Raw genomic sequence first — 17,566 nt, 5'->3', positions numbered from 1 at the left:
TCCCGTATCACGCAAGCATTCAGGAATTTGTAGCAATGACTCAGACACTCAGCCAACTCGAACACAGCGAAGCGTTCATCGAACGCCATATCGGCTCTTCTGCGGAACAACGCCAGGAGTTGCTGGCAGCGGTGGGCGCTCGCTCGCTCAGCGCGCTGATCCAACAGATCGTGCCGGCGGACATTCAGCTGCCGGGGCCGCCGCCGGTCGGCGACGCGGCGACCGAACATCAGGCGCTGGCTGAGCTGAAGGCGATCGCCTCGCAGAATCAGCGCTACAAATCCTATATCGGCATGGGCTACAGTGCCGTGCTGACGCCGCCGGTGATCCTGCGCAACATGCTGGAAAACCCGGGCTGGTACACCGCCTACACCCCTTATCAGCCGGAAGTGTCGCAGGGCCGTCTGGAAGCGCTGCTGAACTTCCAGACCGTGACCCTCGATCTGACCGGTCTGGATCTGGCCTCCGCTTCGCTGCTGGATGAAGCCACCGCTGCCGCAGAAGCGATGGCCTTGGCCAAACGCGCCAGCAAGCTGAAAGACGCCAACCGCTTCTTCGTGGCTGACGACGTGCATCCGCAGACGCTGGACGTGGTGCGCACCCGCGCCGAAACCTTCGGCTTCGACGTCATCGTCGATAAAGCGGAAAAAGTGCTGGAGCTGGACGGCGTGTTCGGCGTGCTGCTGCAACAGGTGGGCACTACCGGTGAACTGCACGACTACAGCGCGCTGCTGGCCGAACTGAAATCGCGCAAAATCATCACCAGCGTGGCCGCCGATATCATGGCCCTGGTGCTGCTGACCGCGCCGGGCAAGCAGGGCGCCGACGTGGTGTTCGGCTCCGCGCAACGCTTTGGCGTGCCGATGGGCTACGGCGGCCCGCATGCCGCCTTCTTCGCCTGCCGCGACGAGTTCAAGCGCTCGATGCCGGGCCGCATCATCGGCGTTTCCCGCGATGCCGCCGGCAACACCGCGCTGCGCATGGCGATGCAGACCCGCGAGCAGCATATCCGCCGCGAGAAGGCCAACTCGAATATCTGTACCTCGCAGGTGCTGCTGGCCAACATCGCCAGCCTGTACGCGGTGTACCACGGCCCGCAAGGGCTGCAGCGCATCGCCGGGCGTATCCATCGCCTGACCGACATTCTGGCCGCCGGGCTGCAGAAGGCCGGCCTGACGCTGCGTCACAACACCTGGTTCGACACCCTGACCGTTGAAGTGAAAGACAAGGCGGCGGTGCTGGAACGCGCGCTGAGCTTCGGCATCAACCTGCGTACCGACATTCACGGCGCCGTGGGCATCACGCTGGATGAAGCCACCTCGCGTGAAGACGTGCAAACGCTGTTCGCACTGCTGGCCGGCGACAACCACGGTCTGGACATCGACGCGCTGGACGCGGCGGTGAGCAAAAACAGCCAATCGATCCCGGCCGCCATGCTGCGCCAGGACCCGATCCTGACCCACCCGGTATTCAACCGCTATCACAGCGAAACCGAGATGATGCGTTACATGCATCGTCTGGAGCGTAAGGATCTGGCGCTGAACCAGGCGATGATCCCGCTGGGCTCTTGCACCATGAAATTGAACGCCGCGGCGGAGATGATCCCGATCACCTGGCCTGAATTCTCCGAACTGCACCCGTTCTGCCCGCCGGAGCAGGCCGCCGGTTACCAGCAGATGATCGGCCAACTGTCCCAGTGGCTGGTGCAGCTGACCGGCTATGATGCGGTGTGCATGCAGCCGAACTCCGGCGCGCAGGGCGAATACGCCGGCCTGCTGGCGATCCGTCGCTACCACGAAAGCCGCAACGAGGCGGGCCGTCACGTCTGTCTGATCCCGAGCTCCGCGCACGGCACCAACCCGGCCTCCGCCCAGATGGCGGGCATGAGCGTGGTGGTGGTCGCCTGCGACAAGAACGGCAACATCGACCTGCACGATCTGCGCGTCAAGGCGGAGCAGGCGGGCGAAGAACTCTCTTGCATCATGGTGACCTACCCGTCGACCCACGGCGTGTATGAAGAAACTATCCGCGAAGTGTGCCAGATCGTGCATCAGTTCGGCGGCCAGGTATATTTGGACGGCGCCAACATGAACGCCCAGGTGGGCATCACCACGCCAGGCTACATCGGCGCGGACGTTTCGCACCTCAACCTGCATAAAACCTTCTGCATTCCGCACGGCGGCGGCGGCCCGGGCATGGGCCCGATCGGCGTGAAAGCGCACCTGGCGCCGTTCGTGCCGGGCCACAGCGTCGTGCAGATCGACGGTGTGACCACCCAGCAGGGCGCGGTCTCCGCGGCGCCGTTCGGCAGCGCCTCCATCCTGCCGATCAGCTGGATGTACATCCGCATGATGGGCGCGGAAGGCCTGAAGCAGGCCAGCCAGATGGCGATCCTGAACGCCAACTACATCGCTACCCGTCTGAAAGACGCGTACCCGATTCTGTATACCGGCCGCGATCACCGCGTGGCGCACGAATGCATCCTCGACATTCGTCCGCTGAAGGAAGAGACCGGCATCAGCGAAATGGACATCGCCAAACGCCTGATCGACTTCGGCTTCCACGCGCCGACCATGTCGTTCCCGGTAGCGGGCACGCTGATGGTCGAGCCGACCGAGTCGGAAAGCAAAGTGGAGCTGGATCGCTTTATCGATGCGATGCTGGCGATCCGCAGCGAGATCGATCGCGTCGCCAAAGGCGAATGGCCGTTGGAAGACAACCCGCTGGTGAATGCGCCGCACGTGCAGGCGGAGCTGGTCAACGACTGGCAGCACCCGTACAGCCGCGAGCTGGCGGTGTTCCCGGTCGCCGGCGTGCGTGAGAACAAGTACTGGCCGAGCGTCAAACGTCTGGACGACGTGTACGGCGACCGTAACCTGTTCTGCTCTTGCGTGCCGATGAGCGACTACGAATAACACGTTCGGCAAAGTTTGTGCTTGAGGGACACCGCATCATGCGGTGTCCCTTTTTATTTTATTGCGGCCTATTCTTTTCTGTACGTTCCCACGATTTGAGGAGTCATCATGCAAGCGGCAATCGTAACAGCGTTGGGGCAAGCCCCGGTTTTCGGCACCTTTGAGGAGCCTCAGGCGCAAGCCGGCGAGGTGCCGATCGCCGTGCTGGCGGCCGGTATCAAACAGCTGGATCGCGCCACCGTCGCCGGCACCCATTATTCGAGCCCGAAGCAATTGCCGATCGTGCCCGGCACCGACGGCGTGGGCCGTACGGCGGACGGACAACGGGTGTACTTCGCCTCTTTCCGCCGCCCTTACGGCGCAATGGCCGAGCGCAGCGTCGCGTCATGGACGGTGCCGGTGCCGGAGGCGGTGGACGACGCCACGGCGGCGGCGCTGATCAATCCCGCCTTCGCCGCCTGGCTGCCGCTGCGCTGGCGAGCGGATCTGCAGCCTGGTGAAACGGTGCTGATCATCGGCGCTACCGGCACCTCGGGCAAACTGGCGGTTGCAGCAGCGCGTCAGGCGGGGGCCGGACGCATCGTTGCCGCCGGCCGCCGCCTGAGCGTGCTGGAGGCGTTGGGCGTGGACGCCACGGTGGATCTGAGCCTGCAGGGCGAAGCGTTGACGCAGGCCTTCGCGGCGGCGGCGGGGCCGAGCGGTTATCAGGTGATCGTCGATTACATCTGGGGCCCGGCGACGGAAGCGCTGCTCGCGACGCTCAATAATCACGATCTTTCGTCTTATGCCGGCGGGCGCGGTATTCGTTTGGTCAACGTCGGTTCGATGGCGGCGCCGGACATCCGGCTGCCGGCGGCGGTGCTGCGCAGCAATCAGCTGCAGATCCTCGGCAGCGGCACCGGCAACTTCCCGCCGATCCCTGAGATGCAGCGTTACGCGACCGAGATTCTGGCGCTGGCGGCGACAGGGGCGCTCACTATCGAGACGCAGGAGCACGCGCTCGAGGAGATCGCTGAGGTGTGGGATCTGAACAAGAAAAGCGACGTACGTTCGGTGATGCGCATCGCTCGCTAAGCTGCAGCCGCTAGCGGCAAGCGCAGACCAGGTGAATATCCTCCGGCTCGCGGGCGAACAGCTCGGCATCCGGGCGCTCGATGAGCCGGCAACCCTGCGCCAGGTAGAAGTCTACGGTGCTTTTGTTGGGGATGGAGGAGACGTACAGCCCGGCGGCCCCTTCTTGCTCGGCCTGCCTCAGGCAGAGCTGGAACAGCTGCTTGCCTAGCCCCTGGCCGCGTTGGTGCGCGCTAACGTAAAAGAACAGCAATTGGCGCAGATCCTGCTGCGGGCCGCGCGGCTCGGTGTCCAGCGCCGCCGCCGCTACGATCTCCTCGCCGTCGAACAGCGCGAAAAACGCGCCACCGCGATCGAAACATGCCTCATGGATTGGCGTATAGGTTTCCCGATCGTGCGGATCCCAACCGCGTACATCATAGTAGTCCGGGTAGGGCTGCAGCTTGCCGTCTTGCAGGCGATACAGGGTGTCGATAATTTCACTGCGGTCGATATCCCATAGCCGGTCAAGTTGCTGCCGTTGCAGCAGTACAGGGGCGATCATGTTCGTGATTAACTCTCAATCTGTGGCCGGTAACTTTCCGGCAAATCGATGATAAAGCCGATGCCGCGATCGTCGAGGCCCTCGGTGATGCGCAGCTGTGCGCCGATTTTGTCGGCCAGGTTGCGGGCGATGGCTAATCCCAGTCCGCTGCCGGTCTGCTGCGTGCCGGGCACGCGGTAAAAGCGTTCAAACAGGCGCGGAAGGTGCTCTTCGCTCACTCCGAGGCCGTTGTCGCGCAAAGTAATATAGCAGCCGAGCGGCGCCAGCGAGCGGATATTGGCTTCGATGCGGCTGCCGGGCGGCGCGTACTTGAGCGCGTTGTCCAGCAGATTGGTGAAGATGGCGATCAGCGCATGGCGATCGGTGCTCACCACCACGTCCTCACTGCCGTCGAGCGACAGTTCGACGTCTTTTTCCAACGCATAGGGAACGTGCTGCGCGATGCATTTGCCGATTTCGGCATAGATGTCCACCGCCTCAATTTTCAGCGGAAAATCTTCCGCCTCCAGCTTGGCCAGGTTGATCAGCTGGCGCGACAGCGACGCCGCGCGATCCAGCCCTTGCTGCATGTCGCCGATGATCTCCTGGCGTTCCTGCCGCTCCGAAACCTGAGTCAGCAGATGCAGCTGCGCCAGCACGGCGGCGATCGGCGTGCGCAGTTCGTGCGCCGCATCGGCCATAAAGCGTTTCTCGCGCTGGTTGGCGGCGTCGATGCGCGCCATCAGCTTATTGACCTCCACCACCACCGGCCGGATCTCCTGATACTGCTCGCTGACGTTGATCGGCGACAGGTTGCCCGGCTGGCGATCGGAAATGGTGCGGGCGATCTGGCGCAGCGGCCGCAGGCTGAAGTAGGCGGTAAACAGTAAGGTGATGATGATCGCCGCCAGAATGCCCAGCAGCGGTAGGGCGGTGCTCTCCGCCGGGTTGCCGAAAATGGTGGTACGGTTGTCGAAGGATTCGCCGACAATCACCCTAAACTGCTGCTTATCGCTCCAGCTACCGGCGATATGCCATTCCACGTTGGCGTAGCTGATGGTGCCGGTCAGCACCGTCGGAGGCAGATTCAGCGGTTGTTCCTGCCGGGGCGAGGCGTAAATAAGCCGATTGTCACGATCGTAAACCAAAAATAACGGGCGATAGTCTAGTTCTTCCACGGCGCCGTTTTTAATCGATTCGATATACATCTCCTCGATATCTTTGATGATGTCGATATAACGGGGATCGGCAATGTCGGTTTTGTCGAGAATATTAGCGATGCCGAGTGCGACAAGGCGCTGCTGATTATCCAAATACTTTTCTGCATCAGGGTAATAGAAGTATTTCACCCAGCCGATTAATACTCCCCACAGCAGCAATATAGCCATAACCTGAAAAACAATGGTGCGCATAAAGAAGGATTTGAAACTGATCATCCCGTTACTCTTTTTTCAGCAAATAGCCAATGCCGCGTACGGTAATGATTCTTTCTTTACCGATCTTGCGGCGTAAATTATGCATATGCACTTCCAGCGAGTTGCTTTCCACGCTGTCACCGTGGCCGAACAGCCGCTGTTCCAACACCGCTTTGCGCACCACGGTGCCGGCGCAGCGCATCAGCTCGTGCAGCAGGTGGTATTCTTTTTTCGACAGCATCAGCAGTTCGTTATCCAGCGTCACCTGATGGTTGACCGGATCGAGATACAGCGTGCCGAGGCTCCAGGTTTGCGAAGCGAAGCCGGCCATGCGCCGGTTGACCGCCTTGACGCGCGAGATGAGCTCGGGCAGTGCAAAGGGTTTGGCCAGAAAGTCGTCCGCGCCGGAATCCAGGCTGTTCACCAGGCTTTCGATGCGGTCACGGGCGGTCAGGATGATGATCGGGATATTTTGCCCGGCGGCGCGCCAGGCGATCAGTTTCTGCAGACCGTCGCCGTCCGGCAGCGTGAGATCCAACAGCATCAAGTCGAACCCGCCGGGTGAAAGTTTATTTTCCGCGTCCGCGAGCAGGCGCACCCAGCACAAATTAAAGCCGGTTAGCTCCAATGCGCGGCACAGCGCCTTGCCTAATTGCAGGTCGTCTTCCACCAACAGTATGTTCACGTTTATTCCGCTGAGATCCTTGAGTCGCGATTATCTAACTATAACCCTGACGGGAAGACAACGGGGAAACCCGCTTTGCCTGCGCGTTCTTAAGCAAACCTTAATCTGGCTTTAATCTCGCGTTAAGGGAGGGCGAGGGAATTTCAGTTATTTTTGTCGCCATTCGATATCACCACAGAGAGGGCGACAATGCGCACTGACGGTTACCCGAGCGCGGGCGCTTCGCGGCGGCTGATGGATTCAGGCTTGGCGATGCTGCTCATTCTGTTGATGCTGTCGTTTCGCGGTGATGTGCACAGCCCTGCTCACAAAGGCCTGCATGCTTCCGCTTTGCAGCGGGGCCATCAGGTGGCGGTAACGGACGCCTCCGGCTGCGCGAAATACCGGATTAAAAAGCTGCTGCGCCGCCTGGCTCAGCTCTGAAGCGTTTTCTAGAGCGCCGCTCTATACTCTGACTGGCAAACGGGGTCTGTGTGCAGGCCGTTATTTTTATATCGCCAACCAGAGAAAAAAATACGATGACGAAAGTGGCATTGGTGACTGGCGCAAGCCGGGGAATTGGCCGCGCGACCGCCTTGTTGTTGGCCCGGCAGGGCTATGCGGTGGGCGTGAATTACCTGCGCGACGAAAGTGCGGCGCGGCAGGTGGTGACGGAGATCGAGGCGCAGGGCGGCAAGGCGCTGGCATTGCAGGCCGACGTGGCCGACGAAGCGCAGGTGATGGCGATGTTCGGCGCACTGGATGCCGGGCTGGGCACGCTCAGCGCGCTGGTCAACAACGCCGGCATTCTGTTCCAGCAGGCGAACATTGAACAGCTGACCGCCGAGCGCATCAATCAGGTGCTGAGCACCAACGTTACCGGTTACTTCCTGTGTTGCCGCGAGGCGGTGAAGCGCATGGCGCTGCGCCATGGCGGGCAGGGCGGCGCCATCGTCAACGTTTCCTCCGCGGCGTCCCGACTGGGGGCGGCGGGAGAGTATGTCGACTACGCCGCCTCGAAAGGCGCCGTCGATACGCTGACCATCGGGTTATCGCGGGAAGTGGCGGCGCAGGGCATTCGCGTCAACGGCGTGCGGCCCGGTTTCATCTATACCGAGATGCACGCCAGCGGCGGCGAGCCCGGCCGGGTGGATCGCGTGAAGGACAGTTTGCCGATGCAGCGCGGCGGCCATCCGCAGGAAGTGGCGGAGGCGATCGCCTGGTTGCTGTCCGACGCCGCGTCTTACGTGACCGGCACTTTTATCGAGGCTGCAGGCGGGCGTTGAACGCATCCGGAGGGTTTTGGCATCTCTCCGTAGGCGATGTGTTTTGGTTAAATAACAACCAAAATGTGGTTACAAAAATGTATGTTTATTTTGAATGGAATCAGAATAAAAATCACAGTAACCAACGCAAACACCGTGTCAGCGTTGAGATTGCGCAGCGAGTTTTTCTGGATCCCAACCATTTGGCTGTGCTGGAAAGGATCGAGGGCGGAGAAGAACCTTGGCAAACGATCGGTATGGTCGGCTCCTGTTTGCTGCTGCTGGTGGCGCATACGACGATCGAAACGGATGTCGATGGCGATACGATAGAGATCGTGCGCATCATTTCAGCGCGCAAGGCCGATGCCAAACAGAGGGGAAGATATGAAGCGCAAAAATTCCGCCAAAAATCTGGCCCATAGCGTACTCCCTCCGTTGACGGAGGAGCAGAAAGCGCAACTTGCTTCGCTGAGCGCGTTGCCGGACGAGGATATCGATTACGCCGATGCGCCGGCGCTGGGGGAGGAAACGTGGCAGACTGCGGTGCAGGGGCGTTTTTATAAACCGATGAAAGTATCGAAAACCATCCGCATCGATGCGGATGTGCTGGCCTGGCTTCAGCGGCCAGGCAAAGGCTATCAGAAACGCCTGAATGCCGTTCTGCGTGAAGCGATGTTGAAAGAGCATGAGCACGAGGAATAATGTGTGTCAGGCGGCTAACAATCCGGTGAGGCTCTCGCCGGATTTTTTTTGCCGTTTTTTCAGGTAATGCCTCTCAACCTCGACTGTCTATTGGCGGCGTTCGGTCAAAACCACAAAAACGGTCATTAACGGTCATGTTGCGGAACGTGGAATTGTGACCGTTTACCGTTTCTCTGCTGTGCGCCTCAGGCATTCGTTCATCATAACTGTCTGTTACTCCACACTTTCGTAATTATTCATTTCAATTCCTTCCCGATTTTTTTGACAACTATCACAGCGCCATCGTTGACCGATCGCGGGGCGAGGCGCTTTGCGTCTGCGCGCAAAACGCGGCGCAGCAAATCGATATCGTAATCATCGTTGTGGAGGAGAAAAGAAACATGCTGCCTGTAGAACGTCATCGCTTTATCACCGAAGTCTTGAGCCAGCGCGGCCGCGTGATGGTGCAGGAGGTGGCGCAGCTGTGCCACATCTCTATCGAGACGGCGCGGCGTGATCTGGCCCTGCTTGAACGGCGCGGCCTGCTGCTGCGCAGCCACGGCGGCGCGGTGTTCGTCGAGCCGCCGGCGGTGGAAAAAACCTATGTGCCCGCCGAGATTGACCAGGGCGAATCGTTCCGCCAACGCAGCAACGAAGCGCCGGAGCAGAAGACGCGCATCGCCAAACGCGCGCTGGAATTTATCGCGCCGGGGGATTGCCTGCTGCTGGACAGCAGCTCCACCAGCTGGTTTTTGGCGCGCCAGCTGCCGGATATCTCGCTGGTGGTGCTGACCAACTCGCTGCACATCATCCAGACGCTGGCCTGCAAAGCCAACGTGCGCACCATCGGCCTGGGGGGCGAGTATTCCGCCAAGTACGAGGATTTTATCGGCGTGCTGGCGGAGCAGATGCTGAAAGAGTTCGTGATCAACAAGCTGTTCTTCTCTTGCCACGGCATCTGCCAGGACGGCGGCATCCGCGAGAGCAATGAGCACCATGCGCGGCTGAAGCAGCAGATGCTGCTGGCGTCGGAGCGCAAGTTCCTGCTGGTGGACAGCAACAAGTTCGGCCGCCGCTCGTTCGCGCGCATCTGCCACTACCGGGAGATAGATACCTTAATCACCGATAGGCTCAGCGACGACGAGTTTCGCCAGGAACTGGCCTGGAACAACGTCGACGTGATCGAAGTTTCACCCGCCGCGAAAAGGGCGGCGCGATAACAACAACGAAAACCCTTTATTACAGCCAACACTTGTGGAGAGAGAACAATGAAAAAATCCGTACTGGTCGGTCTGTTTGCCTCGCTGCTGCTGTCGCTATCCGCGCAGGCGGCGGACAAGCTGAAAATGGGCGTGGTGGTGAAAATCGGCGGCATTCCCTGGTTCAACGCCATGGAGGCCGGCATCAAAAGCGAGAGCGCCAAACGCGGTATCGACGCCTGGATGGTTGGGCCGACGGCGGCGGATCCGGCGCTGCAGGTGCGCGCCATCGAAGATCTGATCGCGCAGAAGGTGGACATTATCGGCGTGGTGCCGAACGACGCCCGGGTGCTGGAACCGGTGCTCAAGCGCGCGCAGGAGGCGGGCATCAAGGTGATCGTGCACGAGTCCCCCGGCCAGAAGTACGCCGATTGGGATTTTGAGTTGGTGGACGCCTCGCAGCATGGGGTCAACCACATGAAAGCGTTGGCCGCCTGCATGAAAGAGCAGGGTAAGTATGCGGTGTATGTCGGCAGCCTGACGGTGCCGCTGCACATCACCTGGTCGGACTCGGCCATCAACTACCAGAAGCAACACTACCCGAACATGCAACTGGTGGGCGACAAGTTTGGCGTGGGGGAATCGCTGGATGACAGCGTGCGCACCACCAACGACCTGATGGCTAAATATCCCGATCTGAAAGGCGTGCTGGCGTTCGGTTCGCAGGGGCCGATCGGCGCCGGGCGCGCAGTGCTCAACCGCGGCAAAAGCAACGATATCTGCGTCATCGGGCCGTTCAGCCCGGGCCAGGGCGCTTCGCTGGTCAATCGCGGCGCCATCAAGGGCGGTTACATCTGGAATCCGATGGTGGCCGGCGAAGTGTTCGTGCGCATCGCCGACATGATGCACAAGGGGGAGAAAATCACCGACGGCATGACCATTGAAGGCATGGGCAAGGTGCAGGTGGATGCGCAGCAGCACACCATTCTCGGCAACGCCACCGAAAGCCTGGATAAGCAAAACCTGCCGAAACTGGTGAAGATGGGGCTGTGATCATGGCGATTTCCGGCAATACGGCAACGCAGGGCGCGCCGCTGATCGCGCTGCAACAGCTGTCGATGACCTTTGGCGGGCAGCGTGCGCTGAACGAGATTTCACTGGCGTTGATGCCGGGAGAAGTGCACTGCCTGGCCGGCACCAACGGCTGTGGCAAGAGCACGCTGATCAAGGCGATCGCCGGCGTCTATCAACCGGACGACGGCAGCCGCATCATCATCGATGGGCAAACCTTCGGCCGGCTGTCGCCGGATCAGGCGCGCGCTTTCGGCATTCAGGTGATTTACCAGGATCTGTCGCTGTTTCCCAATCTGACGGTGGCGGAAAACATCGCCTTCGAACACAACCTGCGCGGGTTGCTGGGTTGGCACCGCCCGGCACGGCTGCGGCGCGCCGCCGAGCGCCAGCTGCAATCGCTGAGTTTCAATCTGGATCTCGACAAACGGGTGGCGGAGCTGCCGATCGCGCAGCGCCAGCAGGTGGCGATCTGCCGTGCGCTGGTGGCGGAGGCGCGGCTGGTGATCATGGACGAACCGACCGCTTCGCTGACCCGCACCGAGGTTAACCAACTGCTGCGCACGGTGGACTATCTGAAAGCGCAGGGCATCTGCGTGGTGTTCGTCAGCCACCGGCTGGACGAGGTGCTGGAGATCTCGGATCGCGTCACGGTGATCCGCGACGGCAACAAAGTCGGCACCTGGCCGGCGGCGGAGATCACCGGCGATCGTCTGACCGAGCTGATGACCGGTCTGAAGCTGGATTATCGCCTGAAAGCGCCCAGCCTGAATAAGGATCGGGTGATGCTGGAGGCGGATCGCCTGAGCCGCGCCGGCCAGTATCAGGACGTGTGCTTCCGGCTGCACCAGGGGGAGGTGCTCGGTCTGTGCGGGCTGCTCGGCTCCGGGCGCACCGAGCTGGCGCTGAGCCTGTTTGGCATGACCCGGCCGGACAGCGGCAAACTCTACCTCGACAGCAAACCGGTGCGCTTTCGCGGCCATGAGGACGCGATCAAGGCCGGCATCGGTTACGTTTCGGAGGATCGCCTGACGCTGGGGCTGGTGCAGCAACAGTCGGTGGCGGACAACGCGGTGCTGACCATTCTCGATAAGCTGCGCGGGCGTTTTCGCCTGATCGACGACTACCGCAAGAATCGCATCGTGGCGGAGTGGATCGCCAAACTCGGCGTGCGGGTAGCGGATCCGGATCAGGCGGTCTCGACGTTGTCCGGCGGCAATCAGCAAAAGATCGTGCTGGCCAAGTGGGTGCTGACCCAGCCGCGGATCCTGATCCTCGATTCGCCGACCGTCGGCGTCGACGTCGGCGCGAAGGCCAGCATCTACCAACTGATCCATCTGCTGGCGCAGGAGGGGATCGCGATTCTGCTGATCTCCGACGAGGTGCCGGAGGTGTATTACAACTGCGATCGGGTGCTGCACTTCAGCGGCGGCAGCGTGATCGGCGAGTACCTGCCGGAGCAGGTGAGCCAGCAACGGCTGGCGGAGGCGATCAATGCGTAGATTCAGCCTGAAACCGCGCGGCAACGAAGGCTACCTGGCCTGGGTGCTGCTGCTGACGATCATCGTCTTTTCGCTGCTCAGCGACCAGTTTTTGACGGTGCAGAACCTGCTCGATCTCAGCGAAAGCTACGCGGTGAGCGGCATTTTCGCCCTCGGCCTGTTCGTGGTGCTGGTGACCGGCGGTATCGATATCTCCTTCGCCGCGGTGGCCTCGGTGGTGCAGTACCTGATCGCCACGCTGGCCACCCACTACGGGCTGGCCAGCCCGACAGGCAGCATCCTGCTGGCGTTGGCGATCGGCGCCGCGCTGGGCATGGTCAACGCGCTGTTGATCTACTGCCTGCGCATCGTCTCGATCATCGTCACCATCAGCATGCAGGCGCTGTTGTTCGGCATGCTGATGTGGCTGACCAACGGCCGCAGCCTGTACGCGCTGCCGGACTGGTGGACGCTGCCACGCAGCGTGCTGCCGTTCCAACTGGGCGAGCAAAGCTATCAGCTCGGCTTGCCGACGCTGGTGATGCTGGCGGTGGCGCTGCTGACCTGGCTGCTGCTGAACAAGACCCACCTCGGGCGCCAGCTGTTCGCCGTCGGTGGCGATGCGGAATCGGCGCGGCGCATCGGCATCCGCGTCGGCCTGCTGCACCTGTTCGCCTATGGCTATTTGGGCGCGATGGCGGCGATCGGCGGCCTGGTGCAGGTGTACCGCATGGGGGAAGTGGTGCCCAACGCGCTGGTGGGCGGCGAGCTGGACGTGCTGGCGGCGGCGGTGTTGGGCGGCGCCAGCCTGAACGGCGGCAAGGGCAGCGTGGTCGGCACGCTGATGGGCGTGTTCCTGATCGGCGTGCTGAAAAACGGCCTCAACCTGATCGGCGTGTCCAGCTATTTCATGAACGTGGCGATCGGTCTGGTGATCGTCGCGGCGATCACCGTCACCCACTACAAGAAACGCAAAGAAACCGACGTCGGTTTCGCCTGAGGAGCGCCTGATGGGCAATAACCTGAAATTTCGTCCGGACGGCGCCGCCGTCGGTCTGATGGCATTGCTGCTGGCGGTGGTGCTGGCCTTCAGCCTGCTGATGCCGGGGCGCTTCTTCAGCGGCGCCACCTTCACCAGCGTGGCGTTCCAGCTGCCGGAACTGGGCCTGTTGACTCTGGCGATGTTCATTCCGATTCTCAGCGGCGGTCTGAACCTGTGCATTATCGCCTGCGCCAACCTGACCAGCCTGCTGATGGCCTGGCTGTTTATCCGCTATCTGCCGGCGGACGCCGGGCTGGGGATGCAGGCGCTGTGGCTGGCGTTGGCGCTGGTGGCGGCGATGCTGCTGGCCGGGCTTATCGGCGCGGCGACCGGCGCGCTGGTGGCCTACGTCGGCGCGCATCCGATTCTGGTGACGCTGGCCACCATGACCACGGTCAACGGCATCGGCATTTACCTGACGCGCGGTGCGGCGCTGAGCGGCATGCCGGAGATCGTGCGGTTTATCGGCGCCGAGAGCGTGCTGGGCGTGCCGGTGCCGCTCTTGATCTTCCTGACGGTCGCCGCGCTGCTGGCGCTGTTTTTGCAGAAAACCCGGCTCGGCAAGTGTATCTACATGAGCGGCAGCAACATCAACGCTACCCACTTCAGCGGCGTGAATACCCACCGGGTACTGATCGCCATTTACACCCTCTCCAGCCTGCTGTGCGTGATCGCCGGGCTGGTGATGATGGCGCGCTTCAACTCGGCGCGCATGGGCTACGGCGACTCTTACCTGCTGCTGACGGTGCTGGCGATCATTCTGGGGGGCACCGATCCGTTCGGCGGCTTCGGCCGGGTCAGCGGCGTGGTGTTGGCGCTGGTGGTGCTGCAGGTGATCGCCACCGGTTTGAACCTGATGAACGTCAGCCCGCACTTCAGTCTGGCGATGTGGGGCGCGGTGCTGATCGCGGTGCTGGCGCTGAAGTTTTTCCGCCATCGCTATCGGCAGCGGCGGGCGATGCGCCGCAGCGCGGCACGGGCCAGAACCGCGGCGGGCCACTGATCTTTTTTCCCTTTTGCGCAGGATAACGCTAATGAAATACCAGATTTCACCTTCACTGATGTGCATGAACCTGATGGATATTCGGCAGCAATTGGCGGTGCTGAACCGCCGCGCCGATATGTTGCACATCGACATCATGGACGGGCACTACGTTAAAAACATCACGCTGTCGCCGTTCTTTATCGAACAGATCCGGCCGCACACCTCGTTGTTGCTGGACGTGCATCTGATGGTGGAGAACCCGACCGATTTTATCGACCCTATCGCCCGCGCCGGCGCGGATTTTATCTGTCCGCACGCCGAAACCATCAACCGCGACGCGTTCCGGGTAATTAACCAAATCCGCGCGCTGGGCAAAAAAGTGGGGGTGGTGCTGAACCCGGCCACGCCGGTGGAGTTTATCCGCCACTATATTCATCTGCTGGATAAAGTCACCGTGATGACCGTCGATCCGGGCTATGCCGGGCAGCCGTTCATTCCCGAAATGCTGGAAAAGATCCGCCAATTACGCGATCTGAAACGCCAACAGGATCTGAACTATCTGATCGAAATAGATGGATCCTGCAACCAGCGCACCTACCGCGATCTGATGGGCGCCGGTGCGGAAGTGTTGATCGTCGGCAGTTCCGGGCTGTTCAACCTCGATCCGGATCTGGAAACGGCGTGGGAAAAGATGCTGGATCAGATGCGGCAAGCGGCCTGAGGCGGGGGATATGATGCGGCATTTTCTTGGCGTTGACGTCGGCGGCACCAATACCCGCCTGCTGTTGATGGATGATGAAGGCGAGTTCAGCGGTTACCGCAAGATAGCGACCGCCGATTGGGCGCAGCGGGCCGATCCGCTGGCGGCGTTGGGCGATCTTATCGCCCGGCATTGCGAGGATCGTCAGGTGGTGCAGGTGATGCTGGGGCTGCCGGGGATCCTCAGCCGCGATCGTTCTCGGGTGTTGTCGTTGCCGTTTATCCCGGCGCTGGATGCCCAGCCGGTGGCGGCGTTATTGAGCGAACGGCTGACGCTGCCGGTGCGAATGGACAAGGACGTCAACCACCTGTTGTGGTGGGATCTGCAGCAGCTGCCGGCGCTGCCGCAGGTGGCAGTGGGGCTGTATCTGGGCACCGGCATGGGCAACAGCCTGTGGCTGAACGGTGATTTTTACCACGGGGCGCACGGCGCCGCCGGCGAGCTGGGGCACATTCCTTGGCCAGGCCATCAGGGTGAATGCCCGTGCGGCAAACGAGGCTGCGTCGAGAGCCTGACCTCCGGCCACTGGCTGACCGGCTGGGCGCGCGCCAACGCGCCGCAAACGCCGTTCGAGCGGCTGTTCGAATGCCACGGCGATCATCCTGATCTGCGCCGCTTCGTCGATCGATTGGCGCAGACCATCGCCATCGAAATGAATGTGCTCGATCCAGAGCGGCTGATCCTGGGCGGCGGCGTGATCGCCATGAGCGGTTTTCCGTTGGCGCAGCTGGAGCAAGAGATCCGCCGCCATTTGCGCGGGCCGCAGCCGGCACAGGGGCTGACGATCTCCGTCAGCCGCCTCAGCGATGAAACCGGCAGCAAAGGCGCCTGTCTGGCCGCCCGGCGCCACCTCCAATTGAGCAGGGAGTATCAGCAATGAAAGGCAAAGTTTGCGTGTTCGGTTCGTTCAACCTGGATATCGTCGCCGGCATGGCGCGCTTTCCGCAGCCCGGCGAGTCGCTGATTGCCCGCAACAGTATGATGGGGGCGGGCGGCAAGGGCGCCAATCAGGCCACCGCCGCGCTGCGCGCCGGGGCGCGGGTGCATTATATCGGCAAGGTGGGGCGCGACGACTTCGGCGCCTTCGCCCGGCGTCATCTCGCCGCCGCCGGCTTCGATGCGGTGACGCTGTTCTCGACCGGCGATTGCCCGACCGGCAATGCGCTTATCTACGTTGCCGGCGAGGATGCGGAGAACATGATCGCCGTCGATCCCGGCGCCAATCTGACGGTCAGCGACGATGAGGTGCGCCAGTGCCGGCCGGCGATCGCCGCGGCGGATATTCTGCTGACCCAGCTGGAGAACAACCTGCCGGCGATCGAGCAGGTGATCGCTATCGCCCGTGAGGCGCGGACGTTCATCATTCTCAACCCGGCGCCGTTTCAGCCGGTGCCGGACAGCCTGCTGGCGCAGGTCGATCTGCTGACGCCCAACGCCACCGAATGCACGTTGCTGACCGGCGTGCCGGTGCGGGATGAGGCTTCAGCGCGGCAGGCGGCGCAGGTGCTGCACGCCAAGGGCATTCGCTTGCTGATCGTGACGCTGGGCACGCAGGGGGCGTTGTTCTCGGACGGGGAGCGCAGCGAGCTGATCCCGGCGTTTCCGGCGCAGCCGAAAGACACTACCGGCGCGGGCGATGCGTTTAACGGCGCCCTGGCGGCGCAGTTGGCGAATCAGGTGCCGTTAGCCGAGGCGGTGCGCTTCGCCGCCGCCTATGCGGCGGTCTGCGTGGAGCGAGCGGGAGCGGCGGTGTCGATGCCGAGCTATGACGAGGCGCTGGCGCGCCAACGGGCGTGCGCGTGACGGCGACGGGCTGCTGCGCAGAGGCGGCAGCCCGGTCCCCTTACTTCAACCAGCCTTTGCGCTGCGCATCCCGTAGATGTTGCTCCATGTGGTGCCACAGCTCGGGGTGTACGTCAGCGATCGATGCATTGCGCGCCAGCACCTGCTCCAGGCTGATGCCGTTTTCTACCCAGCTCTGGCCTTCGTTGTGCAGGTTCATCAGCATCGGCATGGTGCGATCCAGCAGTAAGGCAAAGCGTGCATCGGCGCTTTCGCCGTCTTCATATTCCTGCCATAAAGCGGTGAAATACTCGCGCTGAGCCTCCGGCAACATGCCGAACAGACGGCGCGCCGCCGCCACTTCCTGATCGTGGATCGCCGCGCGGGCCGCCAGATCGTAGACCAGCACGTCGCCGGCGTCGATTTCCACGATGTCATGCAGCAGCGCCATCTGGATCACGCGCTGAATGTCTACGTCATCACCGGCGTAGGGCGCCAGACTCATGGCGGCGATGGCGAAATGCCAGCTGTGTTCGGCGGAGTTTTCCTGGCGCTGGGTGCCCAGTACCTTGGTGCGGCGTTGTACGCCTTTCAACTTATCGATTTCCATCAGGAACTGGATGACCTGGGTCATTGAACCGAAATCTAACGCGGGTACAGCGGATGACATGGTGTAAACCTCAAGGTGGGTGGGTTGAAGCCTGACGATTGT

The 17,566-nt window shown here is 61.8% G+C and carries 18 protein-coding genes; 14 read left to right on the top strand and 4 right to left on the bottom strand.

Annotated elements, in window-relative coordinates; genetic code table 11:
- Positions 1-35 precede the first annotated feature (35 nt).
- Together gcvP and ATE40_RS16835 are read left to right on the top strand one after the other, a co-directional pair.
- Complete coding sequence (gene gcvP, locus ATE40_RS16840; RefSeq protein WP_004931634.1) at positions 36-2,915, top strand: aminomethyl-transferring glycine dehydrogenase; 2,880 nt, start codon at positions 36-38, stop codon at positions 2,913-2,915.
- A gap of 108 nt (positions 2,916-3,023) precedes the next feature.
- Positions 3,024-3,989 (top strand): quinone oxidoreductase family protein, encoded by a 966-nt coding sequence (locus ATE40_RS16835; protein ID WP_063917977.1) that lies wholly within the window; start codon positions 3,024-3,026, stop codon positions 3,987-3,989.
- A 10-nt stretch (positions 3,990-3,999) separates the two neighbouring features.
- Here ATE40_RS16835 and ATE40_RS16830 read toward each other — a convergent pair whose 3' ends face one another.
- The 3 genes from ATE40_RS16830 to ATE40_RS16820 are packed head-to-tail and all read right to left on the bottom strand — an operon-like array spanning position 4,000 to position 6,609.
- A complete protein-coding gene (locus ATE40_RS16830; protein WP_025160214.1) occupies positions 4,000-4,527 on the bottom strand; it encodes a GNAT family N-acetyltransferase in 528 nt (175 codons plus the stop codon).
- An 11-nt stretch (positions 4,528-4,538) separates the two neighbouring features.
- The gene (locus tag ATE40_RS16825) at positions 4,539-5,945 is read right to left on the bottom strand and encodes an ATP-binding protein (protein ID WP_019455639.1); all 1,407 of its coding nucleotides are present in this window, start codon (positions 5,943-5,945) and stop codon (positions 4,539-4,541) included.
- Between the two features lie 4 nt (positions 5,946-5,949).
- Complete coding sequence (locus ATE40_RS16820; protein ID WP_019455640.1) at positions 5,950-6,609, bottom strand: response regulator; 660 nt, start codon at positions 6,607-6,609, stop codon at positions 5,950-5,952.
- 189 nt (positions 6,610-6,798) lie between these two features.
- Between ATE40_RS16820 and ATE40_RS16815 the strand changes: the two genes are divergently transcribed.
- From ATE40_RS16815 to rbsK, 12 genes are all read left to right on the top strand, one after another.
- Positions 6,799-7,032, top strand: a complete 234-nt coding sequence (locus ATE40_RS16815) for a hypothetical protein (RefSeq protein ID WP_019455641.1) — start codon at positions 6,799-6,801, stop codon at positions 7,030-7,032.
- A 95-nt stretch (positions 7,033-7,127) separates the two neighbouring features.
- Positions 7,128-7,874 (top strand): SDR family oxidoreductase, encoded by a 747-nt coding sequence (locus tag ATE40_RS16810; protein ID WP_063917976.1) that lies wholly within the window; start codon positions 7,128-7,130, stop codon positions 7,872-7,874.
- A gap of 77 nt (positions 7,875-7,951) precedes the next feature.
- Complete coding sequence (locus ATE40_RS16805) at positions 7,952-8,275, top strand: BrnT family toxin (RefSeq protein ID WP_063917975.1); 324 nt, start codon at positions 7,952-7,954, stop codon at positions 8,273-8,275.
- Positions 8,238-8,555 (top strand): BrnA antitoxin family protein, encoded by a 318-nt coding sequence (locus ATE40_RS16800; protein WP_063917974.1) that lies wholly within the window; start codon positions 8,238-8,240, stop codon positions 8,553-8,555. Before ATE40_RS16805 ends, ATE40_RS16800 begins: the two co-directional genes overlap by 38 nt.
- 380 nt (positions 8,556-8,935) lie before the next feature.
- Positions 8,936-9,754, top strand: coding sequence for a DeoR/GlpR family DNA-binding transcription regulator (locus tag ATE40_RS16795; protein WP_004931653.1), 819 nt, complete (start codon positions 8,936-8,938; stop codon positions 9,752-9,754).
- Between the two features lie 48 nt (positions 9,755-9,802).
- Positions 9,803-10,786, top strand: coding sequence for a substrate-binding domain-containing protein (locus tag ATE40_RS16790; protein WP_019455647.1), 984 nt, complete (start codon positions 9,803-9,805; stop codon positions 10,784-10,786).
- A 2-nt stretch (positions 10,787-10,788) separates the two neighbouring features.
- Positions 10,789-12,306, top strand: a complete 1,518-nt coding sequence (locus tag ATE40_RS16785; protein ID WP_063918003.1) for a sugar ABC transporter ATP-binding protein — start codon at positions 10,789-10,791, stop codon at positions 12,304-12,306.
- Positions 12,299-13,285, top strand: coding sequence for an ABC transporter permease (locus tag ATE40_RS16780; protein ID WP_063917973.1), 987 nt, complete (start codon positions 12,299-12,301; stop codon positions 13,283-13,285). Before ATE40_RS16785 ends, ATE40_RS16780 begins: the two co-directional genes overlap by 8 nt.
- Positions 13,286-13,295: 10 nt before the next feature.
- Positions 13,296-14,330 carry an ABC transporter permease gene (locus ATE40_RS16775; protein WP_063917972.1) on the top strand — a complete coding sequence of 345 codons (1,035 nt, stop codon included), beginning with the start codon at positions 13,296-13,298 and terminating at the stop codon, positions 14,328-14,330.
- A 31-nt stretch (positions 14,331-14,361) separates the two neighbouring features.
- Entirely contained in the window at positions 14,362-15,033 is a 672-nt protein-coding gene (gene alsE / locus ATE40_RS16770; protein ID WP_019455651.1) for a D-allulose 6-phosphate 3-epimerase, read from the top strand.
- A gap of 10 nt (positions 15,034-15,043) precedes the next feature.
- A complete protein-coding gene (gene alsK, locus ATE40_RS16765; protein ID WP_019455652.1) occupies positions 15,044-15,952 on the top strand; it encodes an allose kinase in 909 nt (302 codons plus the stop codon).
- Positions 15,949-16,875: a ribokinase gene (gene rbsK / locus ATE40_RS16760; protein ID WP_019455653.1), complete on the top strand. Its 927-nt coding sequence runs from the start codon at positions 15,949-15,951 to the stop codon at positions 16,873-16,875. Before alsK ends, rbsK begins: the two co-directional genes overlap by 4 nt.
- A gap of 40 nt (positions 16,876-16,915) precedes the next feature.
- On the opposite strand, the gene ATE40_RS16755 is transcribed toward rbsK, so the two are convergent.
- Entirely contained in the window at positions 16,916-17,524 is a 609-nt protein-coding gene (locus ATE40_RS16755) for an HD domain-containing protein (RefSeq protein ID WP_025304127.1), read from the bottom strand.
- Between the last annotated feature and the right edge of the window lie 42 nt (positions 17,525-17,566).

Source organism: Serratia surfactantfaciens (assembly GCF_001642805.2).
Classification (GTDB): Bacteria; Pseudomonadota; Gammaproteobacteria; order Enterobacterales; family Enterobacteriaceae; genus Serratia; species Serratia surfactantfaciens.
Note: the sequence above shows the minus strand (reverse complement) of the source record. Positions and strands in the feature narration are given on the sequence as shown.